We start from the raw sequence: 22,952 nt of genomic DNA on the forward strand, positions 1-22,952 counted from the left end.
TCCGGTGCCGGGGGGCTGCCCGGGGCCGTGGGGGGGGGGCATGCACGGCTCGGGGGAAAGGGCATCGAGCACCTGGCGCACGCGGACGACGACCTGTGCGAGGTCTGTCTGGCCGGCGCACCCCTGGGCGCCGCGCTCGCAGAGGCCCCGCCGGAGATGGCAGGCAGCGCCGTTGCGCCCCTGCACCGGGCGGACGCGCTCACCCGCCCCGCACTCCCGGTCCCCTTCAATCCGCACCTCCCCCGGGCGCCGCCGGCCGCCGACGCGACCTGAGCCTGGCCAGCGGCGGCGCTGAGCCGCCCGCAGAGCCCGCCCAGTCGAACGAGATCGTGCCGCGCTCACGGCGCCCGCAGGCGCCATGGCGGCGCGGTGGACGGCCCCTGTCCCATCGGAGTGCACACATGAACCAGCCCCTCGTGCGGGGCGCCTTGCTCGGCGCCCTGCTCACACCCGCCGCCGCGGTGACCGCCGGCGATGCCGACATCGACGCACTGCGCGCAGAGCTCGACGCCATGCGCAGCCAATACGAAGGCCGTATCCGGGCCTTGGAGTCCCGCCTGTCCGATGCCGAGCAGGCCGCCGAGGTGGCGCGCCAGGCGGCCGGTGCCGATGCGTTGTCGCTGCCCATGACGGCGCCGCGCGTGCTGCGCAGCCAGGGCCAGGCAACCGGCCAGGTGCCCGCGGGCAGCCGCAGCGCCGGGCTGTTCGACGCGGTGACCTCGGGCACCGCCTTCAACCCGCAGATTTCGGTGATCCTGGACGGCAACTACTACCAAGACGATACCGAGGACGGAAACGGCGCCGCGCTGGTGGGCGAGGCCTTCCAGGCCGGCGGTGGCTATGGGCACGACCACGACCATGGCGCGGACGGCCATGCGCATGCCGACGGCGGCCATGCGCACGCGGTCGCGGAGCCCGGTTTCAACCTGCGCTCGGCAGAGCTCTATTTCAGCGCCACTGTTGACCCGTATTTCGATGCAGCGAGCTATATCACCGTCAGCGGCGACGGCGACGTCACCCTCGAAGAGGCCTATTTCCAGACCCGTTCCCTGCCCTACGGTCTGCGGGTCAAAGGCGGCAAGTTCCTGAGCGATTTCGGCTACATCAACAACCAGCACCCACACCAGTGGGACTTCGTCGACCAGAACCTGCCCTATCTGAACCTGCTGGGGTTCCACGGCATTCAGGACACCGGCGTGCAGCTCACCTGGCTGCCGGAGCTGCCCGTCTATACCCTGCTGGGCGCCGAGGCGCTGCAGGGCGACCAAGAGGTCTTCGGGGCCACGCTGGGCGAGACGGAGCAGACCGAGCTGAACCTGGGCGACACGGACTCGGGGCCCCGGCTTTTCACCGCCTTTGCGAAGGTGGCACCGGAGCTCGGCCGCAACCATGCGCTGCAGATCGGCGTGTCCTATGCACACGCCACCCAGCACCAGGCCATGGAGACGCACACTCACATGGTGGAGACCCATGCGGATGAGCATGCGCACGAGGAGGATCATGCCCACGAAGACGAGCATGCGCATGAGGAGGAGCACGCACATGAAGACGGGCACGCAGACGAGCACATGCACGTCCACACCGACGGCATCACCGAGGAGCTGCATGAGACGGGCCTCGCCGGCGACGCCGACCTCTGGGGCATCGATCTGGTGTACAAATACGACGCCCCCGGCGCCTACGGCCAGGGCGACTTCACCTTCCAGAGCGAGTACCTGCGCTCCAGCAAGGACCTGACCATCCGCTCCAGCGCCCATCCCGAGCGCATCGGCAGCAACCGCACCTACACCACCGACGGTCTCTATGCCCAAGCCACCTACGGCTTCCTGCCGAAGTGGAAGGCCGGCCTGCGCTACGACATCCTCGGGCTCACCAACAAGGTCAGCGGCGGACGCAGCGAGAGCTTCGGCAGCTCAGACCGCTGGACGGCCAATGTCACCTGGAACCTTTCGGAGTTTTCACAGCTGCGGGCGCAGTACGCCTACAACGACATCCTCGTGGGGGAAGACGAGCATGGGGAGGAGCGGGAGCAGTTCAGCGCCTTCTACCTGCAATTCCTGATGAGCCTAGGGAGTCATGGGGCGCATGAATTCTAGGGCTGAGGGCTGAGGGGCGAGGAAGTGCTCGCCCAATGTGAACCTGGAACCGAGGTGATGTCATGAAGAGATGGATGATGGGTGTAGCGGCTTGGCTGCTGCTGGCGACGCCGGTGCTGGCCTTGGATGTGGTGGCCACGAGTCCGAGCATGGGCGCGCTGGTGCGGGCGGTGGCACCGTCGGCGCAGCTGACGGTGCTGGCGGGGCCGGATCGGGACCTGCACGCGCTGCAGGCCAAGCCGAGCATGATCCGGGCGCTGCGCGGCGCGGACCTGCTGGTGGCCGTGGGCGCCGAGCTGGAAATGGGCTGGCTGCCGGCGGCGTCGGCGAGCGCCGCCAACCCGGACATCCTGCCGGGGCGCGAGGGCTACTTCGAGGCCGCGGCCCAGGTGCCGCTGCTGGACGTCGGCGGCCCGGCGGACCGGGCCATGGGCGACGTGCACCCGGCGGGTAACCCGCACGTGGACCTAGACCCGGTGCGCATGGCGCAGGTAGCCGAGGCGCTGGGGGCGCGCATGGCCCGGCTGGATCCCGGCAATGCCGCGAGCTATCGCGCGAATGCCCGGCGCTTCGCGGAGACGGTCGAGCAGCGGCTGCCGCAGTGGCAGGCCGAGCTCGCGGGCGCGCCCGGCGCCGTGCTCTATCACCGCGATGCCGTCTACCTGCTGGAGCGCTTCGACGTGCCCCTGCTCGGCACCATCGAGCCGGTGCCGGGCGTGCCGCCGAGCGGGCGGGACCTGCGGGCGCTGGCCGGCAAGCTCAGCGGGCGTGACGGCGTGATCATCCATGCGCCACACCACTCGCCGAAGGGCCCGCGCAAGCTGGGCCGTGAGCTGGGCTGGCCGGTGGAGCCCCTGCCGCTGTCGCCGCCGGTGAACGCCGACGGCGACGGCTACCTACAGCACATCGACCGTTGGGTGAGCGCCATTGCCGGCGCCTGACCGGCTGTTCCGGGAGCCGTCGCCCGCCGACGGCCAGCCGCCGGGTGCCGTGCTGGAGCTTGAGGGCCTGGTCGCCGGCTGGCGGCGGCCGGTGGTGGGTCCGGTGTCGCTCGCCCTCGCCCGCGGAGAGGTGGTAGGCATCTGGGGTGCCAACGGCAGCGGCAAGTCCACGCTGCTCGCCGCCATCGCCGGGCAGGCGCACCGCTTCGGCGGGCGCCTGCGGCTGACGCCCGGCGTGGGCATCGCGGTGCAGCCGCAGGCACCGGTGCGGCTCGACCCGCTGCCGGTAACGGGCCGCGAGCTCCTCGCTGTCGCCGGCGCAGACCCGCAAGCGGCCGGCCTGCCGCCGACCTTGGCGGCGCTGCTGCCGCAACGCCTCGACCGCATCAGCGGCGGCCAGCACCAGCTGCTCTGTGTCTGGGCGGCGCTCGCCGGCCCCGCGGGCCTGGTGCTGCTCGACGAGCCCACCAACAATCTGGACCCGGTCCACACCGCAGTGCTGGCCGAGATGCTCGCCGCGCGGCGTGCGGACCGCGCGGTGCTGCTGGTGAGCCACGAGCGCGCCTTCCTGGAGGCCCATTGCAGCCGCATCCTGGCACTGGACGCAGGCGGCGCGCTGGCCGCAGAGCGCGGGCACGCGGCGGCGCGGACAGCAGGCGATGTCGAATGGACCTGAGCGCGCTCGCCGACCCGATCTTCCGCCTGCCCTTCGTCGTCGGCCTGCTGCTCGCCGGCGTGCTGCCGCTGCTGGGGGCACTGCTGATGCTGCGGGAAGAATGGCTCGCGGCGCTCGGCTATGCCCACCTGGCCGCCGCCGGCGCCCTACTCGGGCTCGCCGCGGGCCTGCCCGCCGTGGTGGGCGGCCTCACCGCCGCTGCGGGTGGCGCCGTCGCCAAAGGGGCCGGCGGTGCCCGCGGTAATGCCGTCTACGGCTTCATGATCCTCGGCGGCTGGGCCGCGCTGCTGCTCGTCGGCGCCAACACGGCCCTGGGCGAGCAGCTGGGCCACGCGCTGATCGAGGGTCAGCTCTACTTCGCCGGGCCCGCCGATCTGACGGCAGCCGTCGCGCTGGGGTTGGCGGCGGCCATCACCCTGCCCTGGCTGATCCCGCGCCTGCTGCGCGCCCGCCTGCTGCCGCAGCACGATGCGGCCAATCGCTTGCCCGCGCGGCGCTGGCACCTGGGCTTCGACCTGCTGGCGGCGGCCGGCATGGCGGCGGGCACCGCGAGCATGGGGCTCATGGCCGCCTTCGCGCTGGTGCTGGTGCCCGCCTGGATCGGTTTTCGTGTCGCGGCAAGCTGGCGCTCGAGTCTGGTGTGGTGCACGATGCTCGGCTGCGTCTGCTACGTCGTCGCTTTCGCGGGAGCGCTGGTGTTGGATCAGCCCTTCTCGCCGGTGCTCGTGGCGGTATTGTTGGCCGCCGCCACGGGCACCTCCGCCCGGCGCTGCGCACGATCTCTGCGGCACGGCCAGCGCCCGCAGCGGCGTGCCTGACCCATGAGCCAACCCTGACAATGGAGATTTCGAAGCCATGACCTCAGCCCCCTTGCGCTTTCACGGCCTGCTGCTCCTGGTGGTAGCCTTGATCCTAGCCTCCGCAACCGTCACCGCTGCCGACGAGACAGCCGACGGTGCGCCGCTGTTTATCAATCTGGTCACCGATGATCCACACCGCGCACACATGGCGCTGCATTTCGGCCAAAAGCAGCTTGAGCTCGGACATCCGCTGACGGTCTTCCTGAATGACCGGGGCGTGTTTATCGCCGCCAAGCAGGGTGGCGAGCGCTTCGGTCTGCATCAGGAGATCATCGGCGAGTTGGTCACTGCAGGCGCTAAGGTCATCGTCTGCCCCATGTGCATGCAGCACTACGGCGTCACCGAGGCGGATCTGCTGGAGGGCCTGAACGTGGGCAATCCGACGCTCACCGGCGGCGCACTCTTCGCACCCGATACCCGTACGCTCACTTGGTGAGCACGGGCTGAGCGCACAGTCGGCCAGCGCCGCTGCGGGGGCCAAAGCCTGCAGCCGTGTTGCCGGCCCCCCTTGCAGCACCAGGGCGGCGTCCCTAGCATCATCCGCTGACCTGCCACCCGAGGTGTTTCCATGCCCTTCGACCCGACCCGGGCGCCCGTCGTCTTCGGCGAGGCGCTGTTCGACTGCTTCCCCGACGGCGCCGAGGTGCTGGGCGGCGCGCCCTTCAACGTCGCCTGGCACCTGGCGGCATTCGGCGCCGGCCCAGTGTTCGTGAGCCGCGTTGGCGAGGACGCCCTGGGGGCGCGCATCGAAGCGGCCATGCAGCAGCAGGGCATGACCACCCTGGGCCTGCAGCACGACCCACAGCACCCCACCGGCCGGGTGAAGGTGACGCTTGCGGGCGGCGAGCCGAGCTATGACATCGTCGCCGGCAGCGCCTACGATTTCATTGACGCTGCGGCGCTGCCGACGCGCCCGGGCGGCGAGCTGCTGTACCACGGGACGCTCGCGCTGCGGAAGGCGGGCTCCGCGGCGGCGCTCAAGCGCCTGCGTGAGGACACCGACGCTGTATTCCTGGACGTGAACCTGCGCCCGCCGTGGTGGTCCGAGGCGCAGGTGCAGGCCCTGCTCGACGCCGCCCGGTGGGTGAAGCTGAACGAGGACGAGCTGGCCCGGCTCGCCCCAGCCGGCGACAGCCCGGAATCCCATGCCGCCGCGCTCATGGAGCGTCATGGGTTGGAGCGCGTCTATGGCACCCTCGGCGCCGCCGGCGCCTTCGCCCTCGACACCGACGGCACGCTGGACCGGGTGAGTCCCGGTGCCGGTGTCCAGGTCGTGGACGCCGTCGGCGCAGGCGACGGATTTGCCGCTGTGCTCATCCTGGGGCTGCTGCGGGGGTGGTCCGTGGGCGACACGCTAGAGCGCGCTCAAGGCTTCGCATCGGCCATCGTCGGGCGGCGCGGCGCCACCATCGACGATCCTGCCTTCTACGCCAACTTCAGCGAGCTTTGGGGGAGCGTCTAGCGAGAGTGGCCGCCGCCGGTGGCCCGTGCCGGTGCTGTTCCGGGGCCGGTTGAAGTCTCTGTGGTGGGCTCAGTGCGGGTCTCGTCGTCCATAGATGCGTCGATGCCGAGCCCGGTCCCGACATCGCTCGCGTTACCGATACCGCTTTAGATCCCGATGGCCCGCCTGAGCTTGGCTCGACCGGGCTCGGGATCGCGCGGCCGGGCATGTGCCCGGCTGCAATATCCACCGGAGTCATGCCGATGGAGACTGAAATTCCGAATGCCCGTATTCCGGCACTGGCAGCGTTTCTTCAGGAGCACCGCAGCCAGGCGCACCGGGTGCTGCACCACATCATCGGCCTCAACCGGCCGTTTCTGCTGCGCAGCGACCTGACCGATGCTGTCGACTATCTGTGTGCCGATGAGCCGGCGCTCGCTGACACCGCGCTCGCGCGTGCGCTGCACCAATGCGAGGAGGCGGCCATCGATGCCTCCTGGATCTATCTGGCGCTGCGCCGGCGGGTAGCGCGCTGGGATTATCTTCGCATCCACCTGGAGGCCATGGATCTCCAGCAGGTGAGCGTCGGGGAGTACTTGTCTTTCAAGGAGCATTTGGCCACCGGCGGACACGAGGATCCCTTCGGCCTGGAGATCGATCTGGCGCCCTTCTATCGGGATCAGTACAAGCTCAAGGAGTCGAGCTCCATCGGCCGCGGGGTCGAGTTCCTGAACCGCCGACTGTCCAGCCGCCTGTTCGAGGAGATAGGCAAGGGCGACCAGCGCCTGCTGAATTTCCTTCGCATGCACAGCTACCGCGGCCAGCAGTTGATGCTGAACGACAGCATCACGAGCGTCGCGGAGCTGCGCAACGCGCTCCGCCAGATGCTGATCCCGCTGCGCCGCCGGCCCACGCACACGCCCTATGAAGACGTCGCCGCAGAACTCCGCAGCCACGGCTTCGAGGCCGGCTGGGGGGCGGACGTAGAGCGCATCCGCGACACCATGGGACTCCTGCTGGACATCCTAGAGGCGCCCTCACCCCGGGCGCTGGAGGAGTTCCTGGGGCGGGTCCCCATGATCTTCTCAATCGCCATCCTGTCGCCCCACGGTTGGTTCGGCCAGTCCAATGTGCTGGGGCGCCCGGACACCGGCGGGCAAGTGGTCTATATCCTGGACCAGGTGCGGGCACTGGAGCGCGAGATGCACCGGCGTCTGGCGGAGCAGGGTATCGACATCGAGCCACGGGTGATGGTGCTGACGCGCCTGATCCCAGAGGCCGAGGGGACGCTCTGCAACCAGCGCCTGGAGCCCATCGCAGGCACCCGCAACGCGGCCATCTTGCGGGTGCCGTTTCGCAATGCCGCCGGCGAGGAGATGCCTCACTGGATCTCTCGCTTCCACATCTGGCCCTATCTGGAGCGCTATGCGTTAGATGCGGAGCGTGAGCTGCTGGCGGAGCTGGGCGGCCGCCCGGACCTGATCATCGGCAACTATTCAGACGGCAATCTTGTGGCATCACTCATGTCGCAGCGGCTCAACGTGAGCCAATGCAATATTGCCCATGCGCTGGAGAAGACCAAGTATCTGTTCTCGGACCTCTATTGGCGGGACAACGAGGACCGCTATCACTTCTCCGCCCAGTTCACCGCGGACCTGATCGCGATGAACACGGCGGACTTCATCATCACCAGCACCTACCAGGAGATCGCCGGCACCGACGACAGCGTCGGCCAATACGAGAGTTACGCCCGCTTCACCATGCCCGGGCTGTTCCGGGTGGTCGCCGGCGTGGATGTCTATGACCCCAAGTTCAACATCGTCTCGCCGGGGGCCAACGAGGACATCTATTTCCCGTATACCGATGAGGAGCGGCGCCTCACCCACCTGCATCCCGAGATCGAGGACCTGATCTACGGCGGCGAGCGCCCCGGCGAGACCCGCGGCGTGCTGGCGGCACGGAACAAGCCGCTGCTGTTCACCATGGCGCGTCTGGACCGCATCAAGAATATCACCGGGCTGGTGGACTGGTACGGGCGCTCACCTGCGCTCAGGGAGCTTGTGGACCTGGTGGTGGTCGGCGGCCATGTGGATGCCGGGTGCTCGGGTGACGACGAGGAGCGCGAGCAGATCGGGATCATGCATCATCTGATGGGCGAGCACGGACTCGACGGGCAGGTTCGTTGGCTCGGCATCCATCTGGAAAAGCAGCTGGCGGGAGAGCTGTATCGTTACATTGCCGACCGCCGCGGTGCCTTCGTGCAGCCGGCGCTGTTCGAGGCCTTCGGACTCACGGTCATCGAGGCGATGAGCTGCGGTGTGCCCACCTTCGCCACCTGCTTCGGCGGGCCGCTGGAGATCATCGAGGACGGGGTCTCGGGCTTCCACATCGACCCGAATCACGGCGACGCCTCCGCCGAGACCATCGCCGACTTCTTCCGCCGATGCGGCGAGAACCCGAGCCACTGGCAGGCGCTGTCCGACGCTGCACTCGCCCGCGTCGAAGCGCATTACACCTGGCGGCGCTATGCAGAACGCATGATGACCCTGGCCCGCGTCTACGGCTTCTGGAAATATGTCACAGACCTGGAGCGCGCCGAGACCCGGCGATATTTGGAGATGCTCTACGGGCTCCAGTATCGGCCGCTGGCGGCGGCGATGGAGAGCTGAGACCGGGGCAGTGTCAGCCCGGTCCCGCCGCCTCGGCTGCGCCCGTGCGCAGCAGGGCTTCGGCGCGGTAGAGGCCGATCAACGTCTTGGCATCGGTGATGGTTCCGTCGGCGCAACGAGCGATTGCGTCTGCCAGTGGCAGCCAGTGCACCTCAATGACCTCGTCCGCCTCGTGGCCCAGGTCCACTTCGCTCAGTCCCTGGGCCAGAAACAGATGGATCACCTCGGCGAAGACACCGGGGGATGAGTGCATGCGCCCGAGCGAGGCCCAGCTGGCGGCCACCAGACCCGCCTCTTCGGCCAGTTCCCGCTCGGCTGTTGCCGCCGGCGGCTCGCCGACATCGATCTTGCCCGCCGGCAGCTCCCAAAGCCAGCCACCGGCCACATGGCGATACTGCCGCAGCAGGCAGACCCGTCCGTGGTCGTCGATCGCGACGGCGGCGGCGCCACCGGGATGGCGGATGACCTCCAATTCCACATCACGGCCAGTGGGCAAGCGCACGCGCTCCAGACCGACGTCCACCACCTTGCCCTGAAACACAGTACGGCGGTTCTCGTCGGCGCCGAGATCAGTGGCGGGAGTGTCGATAGGCGCCATAGGGACCTCCTGCGTCCCGTGGGGGAAGGTTGCGAGACGCAGCCCCATGCTACCAGCCTACGGCATCGGGTAGTGACGAAGGTGCCGCGGCGGCCGTCTCGTCGTGGCCATCCTGCACCACAGGCGCCATACGCCTGGGCCGCTGTTCCAGCGCAAAGCGCTCGCCGGAGCGTGCAATGCGCAGACCCTGCGCGGCGAGCTCCGTACCCGCCTCCGGCGATTCGTAGTGGTAGAGGACCATTCGCACGAGCTGCTCCGGCTTATATTCGCGCCGCAGGTCTTCCAGCCCGGTGTGGGACGGATTGCTGCGTAGAGCGCAGTCGTGGAAGATCCACTCGCCGCGGGCCGCATAGCGATTCAGGATTTCCGGGATCGGCCTCGTATCCCCGCTGAACAGAAAAAGGCCTTCCAGGGCCAGCCCAAACGCTGACAAGTGCTGATGGTGGCGCACCGGAAAGACGCTGAACTGCAGCTGGCGGTGCCAGAAGCTCTCGGAGACCGGCACCAATTGAAAGACGTCCCAGAAATTGCTGCCACCCTCCGCCAGCAGATTCGGATAGTCCGCCAAGCGTCGCTGCAGGGTCGGAAGCAGCGGTACCGGCACGTAGAGCTTGACCGGCGCCGTCGCTGGACCGGTGGCGAGCTTGTAGTACAACCCCTCAAGCCCGCCGATGTGGTCCAAATGCGCATGGGTGATAAACAGCGCAGGGGGCAACCGGCGGTAAGTCGCCGTGAACGCATCGAGCGTCGCCGGGCCACAGTCGATAAGCAGCTCCGGCGCGCCAGCCATCTCGAGCACGGCGGCGGAGGAGCCGAGCGACAGGGCGCGGGCATTGCCCACGCCAAGGAAATTCAGAGCGAGGTCCATCATGGGTTGAAACAGCTTGCGGCGGTAAGCGCGCTCGTCCCGCTGCGGCGGGATCTGAAGTCGGGCCGGAAATGCGTAGGAGACCATTACCTGCCCGATGACCTAGGGAAGCGCCGATTTATTGGTGCTTCCCGTGCGGGGCAGGACGCCCCGCCATTTTCGGCGACGCAAGTCGCTGAAAATGAGGGAGCCGGGAAACCGCCCAACCTCTGCACAAGCCCGGCTCCGTCTGATTTTTGGGCAAAATGCCCCGGAAGTCAGTCTCACCCTAGGTTAGATGGGGCCGGTTTACACGTCATCGATGGCTGAGACCCCGGCGAGGCCGCTGGGTGCCCCGGCAAGCGTGGCGTGTGTCATCCCGCCCCCTGGGTTTCGGCTACTTTGGGAAGCATACTGGGCGGAGATGACAGGGAGGTTGCGGCGCGCTCATCGTGGCCAAGAGCCGCAGGTAACCTATCCGTAACGGGCCGGCAATAAAATCCGCTGCCGACACGGCATCAGCTTGTACGGGAGCGACATGGCCACGGTACTGATCGTCGACGACGAGCCCGATATCCGGGAAGTGATTCGTTTTGCGCTGGAAGAAAGCAGCTTTCGCGTGCTCGAAGCGGGCCACGCAGACGATGCACGCAAGCTCCTCGCCGAGCAGCCAGATCTGGTACTGCTGGACTGGATGTTGCCGGGACGCTCCGGCCTGGAGCTCGCCGAGCAGCTAAAACAGAATCCGAAGACCCGCAGCGTGCCCATCATCATGATATCGGCACGCGGCGAGGAAGAGGACCGCATTAAGGGACTCGATACCGGTGCCGATGACTACATCACGAAGCCCTTCTCACCGCGGGAGATGGTTGCGCGGGTTAATGCGGTGCTGCGGCGTGCCAAACCGGGCGAGATCGCCGACGAGATCGAGATTGCGGGGCTCACCATCGACAACGTGAGTCACCGCGTCAGCGCCAATGGCAAGCCCATCGAGATCGCACCCACGGAGTACCGCTTGCTGCACTTCTTCATGACCCATGCCGACCGCGCCTTCAGCCGCTCACAGTTGCTGGACCAGGTTTGGGGCGACCGAGTCTACGTGGAGGAGCGCACGGTGGACGTCCATGTGCGCCGACTGCGCAAAGCGCTGGAACAGACAGGGCACGAAAACCTGTTGCAAACCGTGCGCGGCGTGGGCTATCGGTTCTCCGGCAAGTGAGGACGCCGCACACCGCCGCAGACCCTCCGCCGATCAGGCCCGAGCCGACGACGGAAACCCACCCCGCACGGCCGCGGAGCCACGGCTGAGATGCGCGCGGGGGCCGTCGGCTTCGAGCTCAGCGTGCTGCTCGCCGGTGTTTTGCTGGCAGGCATGCTGCACCTGGTTGGTATGGCGCTGGCGCAAGCGCTGCTCTTGGTGATCGCGGTCTATTTGGCCCGCCACATCTACCTGCTCTGGCGGCTGGCCCGGTTCATTCAGCGTCAGCATCGGCTGGCACCGCCCTTCCCTCTCGGCCTGTGGGGCGAGCTCTATCGCGCCGTTGGGCGCTACCAGCAGCGCTCACGCAAGGGTCGCAAGCGCCAGCTCCGCTTTCAGCGGCGCTTCCGTGAGGCGGCCAATTCGGTGCCGGACGCCCTCGTGGTGCTTAGTAAGAGTCAGCGCATCGAATGGGCGAACCCCGCCGCCGCCATATTGCTCGGTGTGAATTGGCCCGAGCACGAGGGACGGCTCCTCACCGAGGTCTGCAACCAAAGTGGTCTCCGCGACTACCTGGATACGGGCGACTATGGCCGCCCCCTGGAGGTGGCCGCAGAGCACGACCAGTCCACCATGCTCTCCATCCGGGTGGCACCCTTCGGCGAGCGTAAGCGTCAGCGTCTAGTGGTGGGCAGGGACATCACGAAGATCTTCCACCTCAACATGATCCGGCGGGACTTCGTGGCCAATGCTTCCCACGAGCTGCGCACACCGCTGACCGTCATTGCGGGCTTCGTCGAGAACCTCGCGAGCTCTGCGCTGACGCCTGAGCCGCATCGCCGGCCGCTAAGCTTGATGGAGAAGCAGACCAACCGCATGCGCAGCATCATCGAGGATCTGCTGACGCTGTCACGGCTGGAGTTGGAGGACACGGCGGGCAACGTGGCGACCGTGAATATGCCGCAGGAGATCGACCAAGTTGTGGCAGACGCCCGCACGCTGAGTAACGGCGGCCACGAGATCGCCTTAGATCTCGACCGAGATCTGATGCTGATCGGCAACCAGTCCGAGCTGCGCAGCGCTGTCTCGAACTTGGTTTTCAACGCAGTCAAGCATACGCCCGCCGGCAGCCATGTCCATGTGGCTTGGGAGGATGACTCGGCCGGTCCGGTATTCCGTGTCGCAGATGACGGCCCCGGAATCGACCCTGAGCATATCCCGCGAGTCACCGAACGTTTCTACCGCGTGGACAAAGCGCGCTCACGGGAATCTGGCGGCACCGGACTTGGGCTCGCCATCGTTAAACACGTCCTAAATCATCACGGCGCCGTCCTGAGCATCGCGAGCGAGCCCGGCAGCGGCAGTACTTTTACCTGCCGTTTTCCGCCGGAGAGCCGACTCAGGCGCCAGCAGCAACCGCATTCGGCGCAGGCGCTCTAGAGACGCCGTGCCGGCATTCGGCAGCGTGCTTGCTTCAGGCGGCGCCACAGCAACGGCCACGTCACACTCCTGCAGCGCGCCCCTGTCGGCCGGCTTTGCAGCGCTGTTTAGCCGCTCGCTTGAGAAGGGGTCAGGGCCTTGATGGACAGCGCATGCAGCTCGCCGCTGGCGATCTGCGGCTTCACGGTATCCATAACCATGCGCTGCTTCTTGATGGGCGTCAGACCGTCGAAGGCGTTGCTCACGACGACGGCCTCGAAATGCGCACCGTCACCGGTGACTGAAACCTCAGCACCTGGGAGACCGGCGCGGATGAGGGCTGCGACTGCTTCTGGCTCCATGGAGTATTGTCTCGCTTTGCGGTGGTGGCGGCGGCCGTCCGCCGCTGTCGAGATCGCAACATGGGGCAGGTGGAGCGCGGCTCCAAGCGCGCCTCGCACTCTCAGATCACAGCTCCGCGATGGTAGCGGCGGCGCGCCCATGCAAGCAGGTCTGTGCCGTACAGTCTCGCCTGCACAGGTCGCCGCGGGCGGGAGGAAATTCGGTCGACGCGGGCGGCGCCCAACGCCAGAGATCTCCGGCCCGCCGCGGTGGCGACCGGAGATCTAGGTGACTTGATAGCTGCGGCGCTGACAGACTGCGCGCGCGGCGGGCTGACTGGGGTCAGTCTTTGAGGGCCTGCAGATAATTGGCTTTGAACGCCTCACGATCCTCCCTGACGGACGGGTCGTAACCCTGCGCCGACATCTTTTCCTTCATCCATTTGGGAAGGACGCCACGAACATACACGTTCTCGGGATTTTCCGGATCAACGTAGCGGACGTAGTTGCGGTTGCCCTTCTTGGCAGCCGTGGCACGACGACGCTTCGGAGCGACCAGATCCAGGATTTCGTCCACATCGTAGCCGCGGCTTTCGACCAACTGCCGTATTTCCTGAGCAAGCTCCGCCTTGGCCTCGTGCCAGCGCTGATAGAGCGCCTTTTCGAGATCCACCTTGCTTTGCTCGACCTGCTGCAACTGCGCCTGCAACTCCTCAACACTGAGATTCTTGTACTCCAAAATAACCTCCAACTACGAATGCACTGAATATTGGTAAGCGTGCTGGGATGAGTGTGTTGGCGCTTGTGCTGCGCCTTGCACACACCGGTGAGCCTTTGGGAGTCGACAACGAAAGTGAGCACGCTTGCTCCGGATGTTGCCGACAAGTGGCCGAGACTTTATAGCAAGCAAAAAAAAAGTCAATAGCCACCATCACCGTCAAAAGTCAAGTTGCGCTGCGTGTGCTCGTCAGTCTGACGCGCCACCTCGGTCAATGCAAAGCTCATCGACGCCATGGAGAAGAAACTGCTCCAACCACCCCGGCATAGTACTGGCAAGCCTGGCTGCCGGCTGGATCAGTCGTTGCTAGGCTGCACGCCATTCATGGAATGAGCGTCGGCATGACAGGCTCAGTATGCGGGGGATTACAGCACCCGCTGCGTTCCCTTCAGAGCAGAAAGAAGGTCGCCAGCCCCAAAAAGGCGAGGAAACCCACAACATCGGTCACCGTCGTCAGAATGACACCCCCAGCAAGTGCCGGGTCGATACCGAGGCGATCGAGCAGCAATGGCAGCAGGGCACCTGAGAAGGTTGCGGCGAGCAGGTTGATGGTGATCGCGGCGGCGATGATGAGCGCGATATCGGTACTGCCGAACCAGTACCATGCGACGGCCGCCACCACCAATGACCAGACGACGCTGTTGATCACTGAGACAGCCAGCTCCTTGGTCAGCAGCCAGCGCATGTTCTTGGCGCTGAGATGACCCAGCGCAATACCACGGATTGCAAGCGTCAAGGTCTGAGTCCCCGCGATGCCGCCCATGCTGGCCACCACCGGCATCAGCACGGCCAGCGCAACGACCTGCTGGATGGTGGCTTCGAAACGGCCGATGACCCAGGCGGCGAGGAAGGCGGTCAGTAGGTTGACGCCAAGCCACAAAGCCCGCCGACGCGCGCTGAGGAGCACCGGCGCGAACATGTCCTCCGTTTCGCTGAGACCGGCCTGTCCCATGAACTGATGCTCTGCCTCTTCACGGATCAGATCCATGACGTCATCCACCGTGACGCGGCCGAGCAAGAGCCCGTCTTCATCGACCACAGGCGCCGACACGAGGTCAAGCTGCTCGAAGCGGTTGGCCACGTCACGCGCGTCCAGGGTTGCCTGCATGGGCTGCACCTGGAGCGTCATGACCTCGGCGACGGAGTCGTCCAAATCGTTGGTGAGCAAATCAGTGAGATAGAGCACGCCCAGATAACGGCCCTGTCGATTGACGACGATGAGGTTGTCGGTGAGATCGGGCAGGCCCTCCTTAAGCCGCCGCAGGTAACGCATGACCACATCCAGGGTGACCTCCGGGCGCACGGTCACCATATCCGTATTCATGAGGCCGCCCGCGGTGTCCTCCGGGAAGGCCAGTGCAGTCTCCAGGCGCTCGCGGCGCTGCTCGTCGAGCGAGCGCAGCACCTCGCGCGTGATGGTCGCCGGCAGGTCCTGCACCAGATCGGCGAGATCATCCGTCTCCAGCCCATCCAGCGCTGCGAGAATCCGGCTGGGGGCCATATCCCGTAACAGCTCGTCCCGCAGGTCATCATTCAGGTAGAGGAGCACCTCGCCCTCGACCTCGTCGTCCACCATTCCCCAGACCACCTTGCGCTGCTGCGGGGGCAGGGATTGCAGCACGTGGGCCATTTCGGCCGGGTGCAGAGCATTCAGCATGCGCGTAGCCTTCACCACAGAGCCGGACTTCAACACCGCATGCAGGGCGTCGAGGCGGTCTGTCTCCGGGGCGGTCATGGCTTCGGCGTTCATGGCGGCTCCGACGGCGGCGGCAATAGAGAAAGGCAGGCGCAAGGGCGCCTGCGCGGGCGGCCGCGCAGTTTAGCAGCCCGACTGCCGCGCCCGCAGCGCAGCGCGGTGCATGCCTTCGTGGAGAACGCTGTCAGCGGTTGGAGCAGGCTTCCAGCTGGTCCAGCAGCGCCTGTCCGGGCATCTCATCCAGCTGGTCCATGAGGTCGCGGACAGCGTCGGTCAGCGCGCCGACATGGCAATGCCGCACGCGGTCCTTGACCTCCAGCAATGAGCCTGGCTGCATGCTGAGCTCCCGCAGCCCAAGGCCGAGCAGTAGCGGCGTGTAGCGGGGCTCGCCGGCCATCTCGCCGCACATGCTGACCCGGGTCCGGGTACTGGCTGCGGCGTCGATGACGTGCTTGATGAGCCGGATAACTGCCGGATGCAGCGGGTCGTAGAGGTAGCTCACCGTGTCGTCGACGCGGTCGATGGCGAGCGTGTACTGGATAAGATCATTGGTGCCGATAGAGAGGAAATCGAGTCGCCGCGCCAGGGCACCGGCCATCAGTGCCGCCGCCGGCACCTCGATCATGCCGCCGACAGGCATGAGCGGATCGAAGGCGAGGCCATCCCGGCGCATCTGGCGCCGCGCGTCGTTGATGAGCCCGAGCACGGTGTTGACCTCTGCCATCCCAGAGATCATCGGGAGCATGAGCCGCACGGGTCCATGCGCCGACGCGCGCAGGATGGCCCGCAGCTGCGGCAGGAAGAGCGCCGGTTCCTGCAGGCAGAGACGAATCGCGCGCAGGCCGAGTGCGGGGTTATTGCGGGCGGGGTGGAATCTCGTATCCGGGATTTGCTTGTCGGCGCCCAGGTCGAGGGTGCGTATGGTGAGAGGAATCCCGTCCAGGCCGCGGATGATTTCAAGATAGGTCTCAAGATGTTCCTCTTCGTCCGGCAGCGCATCGCGGTTCATGTAGAGGAACTCTGTGCGATAGAGGCCAACGCCCGCCGCACCATTATCGCGGGCCGCCGACACATCCTCCGGCAGCTCCAGGTTTGCAAGCAGAACCACGGGTACGTTGTCACGGGTGGCTGAGGGCTTGCGTACGAGTCGCCGGAGCTCCCGGCGGTGCGCATCGAAGCTCGCAAGCCGCCCTCGGTAGTGCTCGAGGATCTCCGGCTCAAGCTCCGTGAGCACCGTGCCCGTCTCCGCATCCACTACCAGCAGCTCGCCTTGGCGCAAGCGCTGCACTGCCCGGTGCACCCCCATGACAGCCGGAATATCCAGACTGCGCGCCAGGATGGCGGTGTGCGACATTGGCCCGCTATGCTCGACCACGAACGCGGCGACCCCCCGATGGCGCAGCAGGATGGTGTCGGCCGGGGCTAGATCCTCGGCGACGATAACGCGGCCAGCCACGTCGGCATCTGCAAGCAGGTCTGTGTCTGCATTGTTGCCGAGAAAGAGCTGAATTTGGCGCACCACGTGGTCCACATCGTCGCGGCGGGTGCGCAGATAGGCATCTTCCATGCGGTCGAAGATTTCCACCAGCGTGTCGCGCTGCGACTGCAATGCCCAGCTGGCGTTCACCGAGCGCTCGCGGATCAGATCGCGGGTGGCATCCACCAGCGCCGAATCCGTCATCATCAGGAGGTGCGCATCGATGAAATCGGCAATGTGCTTGGGTGTGCCTGCCGGGATCTGCGCACGGACGTCTTCGAGGTAGCGACGCGCGCAAGCCAGCGCCGCGTCCAAGCGCTCAAGCTCCCTGGATACCTCGTGCGACGGAATTTCCGCCGGTGCCAGCGACGGCTCCCGGCTCAGCAGGAAGGCATCACCAATGGCCACGGGGCGCGACCCATCGATGCCGACCCCATGGAGCGACAGGGTCATTCCGGCTCTCCGAACCGGTCGGCGACGAGCTGCGTCAGCGCCGCGATGGCGGCTTCCTCGTCCGCGCCGCTCACCTCTACCTGGATCGTGGTGCCAAAGGCGGCGGCAAGGGTCATGACGCCCATAATGCTCTTGCCATTGACTCGACGGCCGTTGCGCTCGACGGCGACTGCGCTTGCGAAGCCGCCCGCGCAGCTGACGAACTTGGCCGCTGCTCGCGCGTGCAAGCCGAGCCGATTGACGATTTCGAGCTCTTTGCTGATCATCGCAGTGTCAGCTCCAGCCGGTTCTGCCGGCGCCACCCGGCACCGCATGCGGCAGCGCTTGACAGCCAACCCCCGGACACTCCAGCACGCCGTCCCGGGCGCCGCTCAGCGCCTTGTCTGCCAGGGCGTCCAGCGACAGCTCAGGATAGTTCAGCACCCGCACCAGCATCGGCAGATTGACGCCACTTAGGATGCGCGTATGGCCGGCATCGCACAATCCGGCAGCAATATTCGCCGGGGTCGAGCCGAACAGGTCGGTCAGGACCAGCACGCCGTCGCCACTGTCCAGTGCCTCGGCACAGGCCCGCGCCCGCGCACGCATGCGCTCCGGATCGTCGGCATTGCTCACGGCCAAGGACTTGGCCTGCAGTGGGCAACGCCCCAGCATACGGGTGGCGGCGGCCAGCAGCTCGGTGCCGATGCCGGCATGGGTGATCAGTAGCAGGCCGACGCTCACGGCAGCTCCCGGTGGCGCATCAGTACCCGGTGGCCGGTCTCTGTCAGGTGCCGGCTGAGCGCTTCGACGATATAGACGGAGCGGTGCTTGCCGCCCGTGCAACCAACAGCGATGGTGAGATAACTGCGGCCATCGGTCTCGAAGCGCGGAATCCAGCGGTCCAAAAAGACCTGAATGTCAGCGCACATCTCCCCCACCTCAGGTGCCCGCTCCAGAAATTCGATCACCGGTGCATCCCGCCCCGAGAGCGGGCGCAGCGCCTCTTGCCAGTGCGGGTTTGGCAGGCAGCGGACGTCGAAGACGAAGTCCACACCTTCCGGTACACCGTTCTTGAAGCCGAAGGATTGCAAGAGGACCGACGCCTGCACAGCACCGCCGAGACGCTCGCGCACGAGATCGCGCAGCTCGTGGACGTTGGTATGCGTGGTGTCGATCCGAATCTCAGCGATGCGACCCAGCGGCTCCAGCAGCTCGCGCTCGCGCTGAATGGCCTCCTCCAAGGATAGTTGGCCGCCGGTGAGGGGATGCTTGCGCCGCGTTTCGCTGAAGCGCTTGATCAGGGTGTGGGTGTCTGCGTGCAGGAAGATGATGCGGCACTCGATGCCCTGCTCGCGCAGCTCATCGCTGAGCCGCGGCAGATCCGACAGAAAATCTGGTTGGTTGCGGGCGTCGATGCCCACCGCAGCAGAGTGCCTGATCTCCCCAGGGGCACCCAGATGCGTACGACGGAGACCCAGAGCCAGCTCCCGCAGCAGGAACAGCGGCAGGTTGTCGATGCAGTAGTAGCCGATGTCCTCCAGCGTGCGCAGCGCCACGGTCTTGCCGGCACCCGAAAGGCCACTGACGATCAATAAGTCCATGGGCTCGATACGGTCTGGAGTTTGGTGCCTTGCGTATCCTGCCCGCGCGGGCTGCGCCCATCAACCGCCATATCGCTCTCGGCCGCCGGCAATGGCGCGCGCCTGCCGATCTTCCAGATCCACACCCGCGTCATAGCCACGGATGCGCAGGATTTGATTACGCACAGCGGTCTCCAGCAGCACGGCGAGATTGCGACCGGGTGCCACCGGCAGGGTGATCTCGGGCACGGCCACGCCCAGGATGGTCCGCGTCGACAGACTGCCGCGCAGACGATCGATACTCGCAAGGCCTTCGTTATCGAAAGACCGCATGTGCACAATGAGGTTCAGCATCTCGTGCTGGCGCACGGCACCCTCGCCGAACATGGCCCGCACATTGAGTACGCCGAGTCCGCGCACCTCCAAAAAATCTCGCAGCAGCCCCGGACAGCTGCCCTCGAGCACCTCTGGTGCGATGCGCGCCAGCTCCGGCGCGTCGTCGGCGATGAGCCTATGGCCGCGGGCAATCATTTCCAGTGCCAATTCGCTCTTGCCCACTCCCGGATCGCCGGTGAGGAGCACGCCGAGGCCAAGCACCTCCAGCAGCACACCATGCACCGTGGTGCGCTCGGCGAGCGCATGGGTCAAGAAGTGCTGGAGTCGATCGACAATCTCCGCATCACGAGCTGAGGAGCCAAGCAGCGGGGTGCCGGTGCGCGCCGCGTGATCGAAGAAGACCGGCTCCGGCTGGATATCGGAGGCGAAGATGATCGCCGCCGGACGGGCCGAGAACAACCGCTCAATGGTTTCCTCGTAGGCGGGCTTGCTCAAATCAGCCAGGTGCAGCATCTCCGCCTCGCCAAGGACCTGGAGCCGGTTCGGGTGGATGCAATTGAGCGAGCCGACGAGACTCTGCGCGGTTTGCGCGCCCTGCTCTCTCAGCAGCGGGCAGCTCTGCGCGGGCGGTGGCGTCAGCCAGCGAAGCTTGAGCCGCGGGCCGATGTGCTCCACCAGGCCCTGCAATGAGTGAATCGGATTCATCAGCAGGCTGCGCGCCACGGGCGTCCATGCGCTCGCAATCAAGCGGTGAAGACCCGGTGCCGAAACACTCCGAGCAGCTCTGCGCTACCGGCGGCTTCGCGCAGGGCATTGCGCACGGCCGCATCATCGAAGGCGGCAGCGAGCGTGGCGAGCAGCTGGAGGTGCTGCTCGTCGGTGGCATCCGGCACCAGCAGACCGAAGGCGAGATCCACCGGCTTGTCGTCGATCGCATCGAACGCGACTGCATCGCGCAGCTGCACGAAGGCACCGATGGGCGCCTGGATACCGTGCATGCGCGCGTGCGGCAATGCCACGCCCATACCCAGCCCCGTGCTGCCTAGGCGTTCACGCTCCAGCAGCCGATCGAACACATACGTCCCGGAGAGCAGACCATCGCCCTCTGCAAGCAGTCCGGCCAAGGTTTCCAGCAGACGTTTCTTGCTGGCCACCTCGCAGCGGCTCAGCACTCTCGACTCCGTAATCAGGTCTGCTGGCACCATTGCCTAAGGAACCCCGCGCGTGCTCTTTATGTGCTTGTTGTGATGATGGTCCCGGCGCCCGGATCACGTCATCCTGTGATCGGCGCCGTTCGGAAAAAGGCCCTCTGCCATCGTCCTGTGGCGGCACCACCGGAGCAGGCGGTGCTTGGCTCCGGTACGCTTCGGGCCTGCGAGCCGTCGTGGCGGGGTGCGTGTCAGCCAGGCTGCTCCTCGTCCGCCGGAGGCTCGATGCCCGCCTTGGCGTTGTTGTTGCCGCGGTGGCTCTGGCGCTTTTCCTTGTACTTGATCACTTGCCGGTCGAGCTTGTCGATCAACCCGTCGATGGCCGCGTACATATCCTCGTGCACCGCATCGGCAAACACGTTGGCGCCATTCACATGGATAGTCGCCTCCGCCTTCTGCCGCAGCTTCTCGACACTGAGGATGACATGCACGTTTATCACGTCGTCAAAATGGCGCGCCAGACGGTCGAACTTGGTGTCGACATAATCCTTCAGCGGCTCAGTGATATCGACATGGTGGCCGGTCAGGTTGATTTGCATAGCGTCACTCCAGTGTTATCAGGCGCCCCGCATGGGCAGCCGGCGACGGGACGTTTCCGGCCCTTCGGACAAGCGGCTCGCAACACGCTGTTGCCGAGCGGCGCCGCCCGGATGGCCGGGCGACGGCCACGTGACGTCTGGCGTTGTCCCGACACCCAGCAGTAATACGCCTAGAGGTGCGGCCGGCTTATGCCGGCCGTTCCCGAAGCTCGGTCCATCTGATGGTGCTCTTGCCGCGGCGCTCATGCCAGACGCTTGCGCTCGTTGGACGGAGGTATCCCCATCGCTTCACGATACTTGGCGACAGTGCGGCGGGCGACATTGATGCCTTGCTCCGTGAGGATGCCCGCGATTTTGTTATCGCTGAGCGGCTTGCTCGGCGTCTCGGCGGCGACCAGCTTGCGGATGAAGGCCCGTATCGCCGTGGACGAGCACTCGCCGCCGGAAGCGGTGTTCACATGACTCGAGAAAAAATATTTGAACTCGAAGGTTCCGCGGGGCGTGTGCATGTACTTCTGCGTCGTCACACGCGAGACCGTCGATTCGTGCAGCTCCAGTGAATCGGCGACGTCACGCAAGACCAGCGGCCTCATCGCCTCCTCGCCGTAGTCGAAGAAGTTCTGCTGCAGTTCCACAATCTTGGTCGCCACCCGTAACACCGTATCATTCCGGCTCGCCAAACTTTTGATGAACCAACGGGCCTCCTGCAGGTGCGTCTTCAGACACGAGTTATCCGGCCCGTCGTCGGCCCGGCGGATCAGCTTCAGATAGCCGGGGTTCACTCTCAGTCTAGGCGTTGTTTCCGGATTCAGCTCGACCGTCCAGCTGCCGTTTCGCTTCTGCACCACCACGTCGGGGATGACGTATTCCGGGCGAATATCAGCCACCAGCGAGCCGGGCCGGGGGTGCATCGAGCGGATCAGGGCCAAGGCCTCGCGCAATAGCTCCGGCGCGAGCTTGGTGTGGCGGCGCAGCTCGTCGAGGTCGTTGCGCGACAATGCGGCGAAATGGTGTTCGCAGATGGCAAGGGCCTCGCCTCTATACGGTTGATCCGTGGGCAAATACCGCAGCTGCAGCGACAGGCACTCGCGCAGATTACGCGCACCGACGCCGGGCGGATCGAACGCCTGAATGCGGTGGAGGACGGCCTCGACCTCGTCCGGCTCCACGGCCTCGTCGCCGATGGCGTCAGGGTCCGCGATGGCCTCGACCAGCTCGTCGATGTCGGAGCGCAGGTAACCGTTGGCATCGATGGCGTCCAGCAGCGCCTCGGCAATAACCCGGTCTCGGGGCTGGAGTCGGGACAGGTTCAACTGCCACTCCAGGTGGTCATGCAGCGTCTGCGGGCGCGAGTGCTGCGCGAGGGTGTCGAGCTCCGCGGCACCCTCGGACGCCCCGCTGCCCGCGCCTGTGCCGCCGGCGGTATAACTGTCGTAGGTGTCACTCCAGTAACTGTCGACCGGCAGTTCCTCGGGCATGGAGGCCTGCTCAGGGCGCACCTCGCTGTCCACCTGGGCGTCCTGGGCATGGCGGTTGGCTTCGTCCCCTGCGTCGACCTCGGCCTCCGCCTCGTCTGCGGACTCCAGCATCAGGTTCGATTCCAGGGCTTCCTGGATCTCGCGCTGGAGATCGAGCGTGGACAGCTGCAGGAGCTTGATCGCCTGCTGCAGCTGCGGCGTCATCGTCAGCTGCTGGCCGAGGCGGAGTTGGATGGTCTGTTTCATCGCACCCGATGGTGGGGTGGTACGGGAATTGTATGCTGATTTGATTCTAGCCCAAATCCAGCCCCCGATATTGGCGCAGCCCCGCAGATGCGT

General features: G+C 66.1%; 23 protein-coding genes. 10 read left to right on the forward strand and 13 right to left on the reverse strand.

Annotation, left to right across the window (positions count from 1 at the left end):
• The 8 genes from I6U14_RS01160 to I6U14_RS01195 form a co-directional block, all read left to right on the forward strand.
• A partial coding sequence (locus I6U14_RS01160) for a hypothetical protein (RefSeq protein WP_296896185.1) occupies positions 1 to 273 on the forward strand: 273 nt, incomplete at its 5' end.
• A gap of 128 nt (positions 274 to 401) precedes the next feature.
• A complete protein-coding gene (locus tag I6U14_RS01165) occupies positions 402 to 2,096 on the forward strand; it encodes a TonB-dependent receptor (protein WP_296896187.1) in 1,695 nt (564 codons plus the stop codon).
• A gap of 62 nt (positions 2,097 to 2,158) precedes the next feature.
• Positions 2,159 to 3,037: a metal ABC transporter substrate-binding protein gene (locus I6U14_RS01170; protein WP_296896189.1), complete on the forward strand. Its 879-nt coding sequence runs from the start codon at positions 2,159 to 2,161 to the stop codon at positions 3,035 to 3,037.
• A complete protein-coding gene (locus tag I6U14_RS01175; protein WP_296896192.1) occupies positions 3,024 to 3,713 on the forward strand; it encodes an ATP-binding cassette domain-containing protein in 690 nt (229 codons plus the stop codon). The genes I6U14_RS01170 and I6U14_RS01175 overlap by 14 nt, the downstream gene beginning before the upstream one ends.
• A complete protein-coding gene (locus I6U14_RS01180) occupies positions 3,704 to 4,531 on the forward strand; it encodes a metal ABC transporter permease (RefSeq protein WP_296896194.1) in 828 nt (275 codons plus the stop codon). Before I6U14_RS01175 ends, I6U14_RS01180 begins: the two co-directional genes overlap by 10 nt.
• Positions 4,532 to 4,568: 37 nt before the next feature.
• On the forward strand, positions 4,569 to 5,009 hold the full coding sequence (locus I6U14_RS01185) for a DsrE family protein (RefSeq protein WP_296896196.1): 441 nt from the start codon (positions 4,569 to 4,571) through the stop codon (positions 5,007 to 5,009).
• 132 nt (positions 5,010 to 5,141) lie between these two features.
• Positions 5,142 to 6,035 carry a PfkB family carbohydrate kinase gene (locus tag I6U14_RS01190; RefSeq protein WP_296896198.1) on the forward strand — a complete coding sequence of 298 codons (894 nt, stop codon included), beginning with the start codon at positions 5,142 to 5,144 and terminating at the stop codon, positions 6,033 to 6,035.
• 242 nt (positions 6,036 to 6,277) lie between these two features.
• Positions 6,278 to 8,683, forward strand: a complete 2,406-nt coding sequence (locus I6U14_RS01195) for a sucrose synthase (protein WP_296896200.1) — start codon at positions 6,278 to 6,280, stop codon at positions 8,681 to 8,683.
• A gap of 13 nt (positions 8,684 to 8,696) precedes the next feature.
• On the opposite strand, the gene I6U14_RS01200 is transcribed toward I6U14_RS01195, so the two are convergent.
• Positions 8,697 to 9,281 carry an NUDIX hydrolase gene (locus tag I6U14_RS01200; protein WP_296896202.1) on the reverse strand — a complete coding sequence of 195 codons (585 nt, stop codon included), beginning with the start codon at positions 9,279 to 9,281 and terminating at the stop codon, positions 8,697 to 8,699.
• Positions 9,282 to 9,330: 49 nt separating this feature from the next.
• Positions 9,331 to 10,236, reverse strand: coding sequence for an MBL fold metallo-hydrolase (locus tag I6U14_RS01205; RefSeq protein WP_296896204.1), 906 nt, complete (start codon positions 10,234 to 10,236; stop codon positions 9,331 to 9,333).
• 430 nt (positions 10,237 to 10,666) lie between these two features.
• On the opposite strand from I6U14_RS01205, the gene phoB reads away from it, so the two are divergent.
• Both phoB and phoR read left to right on the forward strand, forming a co-directional pair.
• A complete protein-coding gene (gene phoB / locus I6U14_RS01210; RefSeq protein ID WP_296896206.1) occupies positions 10,667 to 11,347 on the forward strand; it encodes a phosphate regulon transcriptional regulator PhoB in 681 nt (226 codons plus the stop codon).
• A 90-nt stretch (positions 11,348 to 11,437) separates the two neighbouring features.
• Positions 11,438 to 12,766 (forward strand): phosphate regulon sensor histidine kinase PhoR, encoded by a 1,329-nt coding sequence (phoR, locus tag I6U14_RS01215; RefSeq protein ID WP_296896208.1) that lies wholly within the window; start codon positions 11,438 to 11,440, stop codon positions 12,764 to 12,766.
• 107 nt (positions 12,767 to 12,873) lie between these two features.
• Here the strand turns inward: phoR and I6U14_RS18215 are convergent, their stop codons facing one another.
• From I6U14_RS18215 to I6U14_RS01270, 11 genes are all read right to left on the reverse strand, one after another.
• Positions 12,874 to 13,107, reverse strand: coding sequence for a BolA family protein (locus tag I6U14_RS18215; RefSeq protein WP_367115607.1), 234 nt, complete (start codon positions 13,105 to 13,107; stop codon positions 12,874 to 12,876).
• A gap of 322 nt (positions 13,108 to 13,429) precedes the next feature.
• Positions 13,430 to 13,825, reverse strand: a complete 396-nt coding sequence (locus I6U14_RS01225) for an H-NS histone family protein (RefSeq protein ID WP_296896211.1) — start codon at positions 13,823 to 13,825, stop codon at positions 13,430 to 13,432.
• 427 nt (positions 13,826 to 14,252) lie between these two features.
• On the reverse strand, positions 14,253 to 15,614 hold the full coding sequence (gene mgtE, locus I6U14_RS01230; RefSeq protein ID WP_296896212.1) for a magnesium transporter: 1,362 nt from the start codon (positions 15,612 to 15,614) through the stop codon (positions 14,253 to 14,255).
• Between the two features lie 130 nt (positions 15,615 to 15,744).
• Entirely contained in the window at positions 15,745 to 17,490 is a 1,746-nt protein-coding gene (gene ptsP, locus I6U14_RS01235) for a phosphoenolpyruvate--protein phosphotransferase (RefSeq protein ID WP_296896213.1), read from the reverse strand.
• Positions 17,487 to 17,756 (reverse strand): HPr family phosphocarrier protein, encoded by a 270-nt coding sequence (locus I6U14_RS01240; protein ID WP_296896214.1) that lies wholly within the window; start codon positions 17,754 to 17,756, stop codon positions 17,487 to 17,489. Before I6U14_RS01240 ends, ptsP begins: the two co-directional genes overlap by 4 nt.
• 7 nt (positions 17,757 to 17,763) lie before the next feature.
• Entirely contained in the window at positions 17,764 to 18,213 is a 450-nt protein-coding gene (locus I6U14_RS01245; RefSeq protein ID WP_296896215.1) for a PTS fructose transporter subunit IIA, read from the reverse strand.
• On the reverse strand, positions 18,210 to 19,073 hold the full coding sequence (gene rapZ, locus I6U14_RS01250) for an RNase adapter RapZ (protein ID WP_296896218.1): 864 nt from the start codon (positions 19,071 to 19,073) through the stop codon (positions 18,210 to 18,212). The genes I6U14_RS01245 and rapZ overlap by 4 nt, the downstream gene beginning before the upstream one ends.
• Positions 19,074 to 19,133: 60 nt before the next feature.
• Positions 19,134 to 20,093, reverse strand: a complete 960-nt coding sequence (gene hprK, locus I6U14_RS01255; protein ID WP_296896220.1) for an HPr(Ser) kinase/phosphatase — start codon at positions 20,091 to 20,093, stop codon at positions 19,134 to 19,136.
• 38 nt (positions 20,094 to 20,131) lie between these two features.
• Positions 20,132 to 20,593 carry a PTS sugar transporter subunit IIA gene (locus I6U14_RS01260; RefSeq protein ID WP_296896222.1) on the reverse strand — a complete coding sequence of 154 codons (462 nt, stop codon included), beginning with the start codon at positions 20,591 to 20,593 and terminating at the stop codon, positions 20,132 to 20,134.
• Between the two features lie 194 nt (positions 20,594 to 20,787).
• A complete protein-coding gene (raiA, locus tag I6U14_RS01265; protein WP_296896223.1) occupies positions 20,788 to 21,135 on the reverse strand; it encodes a ribosome-associated translation inhibitor RaiA in 348 nt (115 codons plus the stop codon).
• A 242-nt stretch (positions 21,136 to 21,377) separates the two neighbouring features.
• The gene (locus tag I6U14_RS01270) at positions 21,378 to 22,859 is read right to left on the reverse strand and encodes an RNA polymerase factor sigma-54 (protein WP_296896224.1); all 1,482 of its coding nucleotides are present in this window, start codon (positions 22,857 to 22,859) and stop codon (positions 21,378 to 21,380) included.
• Positions 22,860 to 22,952: the final 93 nt, after the last annotated feature.

Origin of the sequence: Thiohalocapsa sp. (assembly GCF_019695415.1) — a bacterium.
Lineage (GTDB): Bacteria > Pseudomonadota > Gammaproteobacteria > Chromatiales > Chromatiaceae > Thiohalocapsa.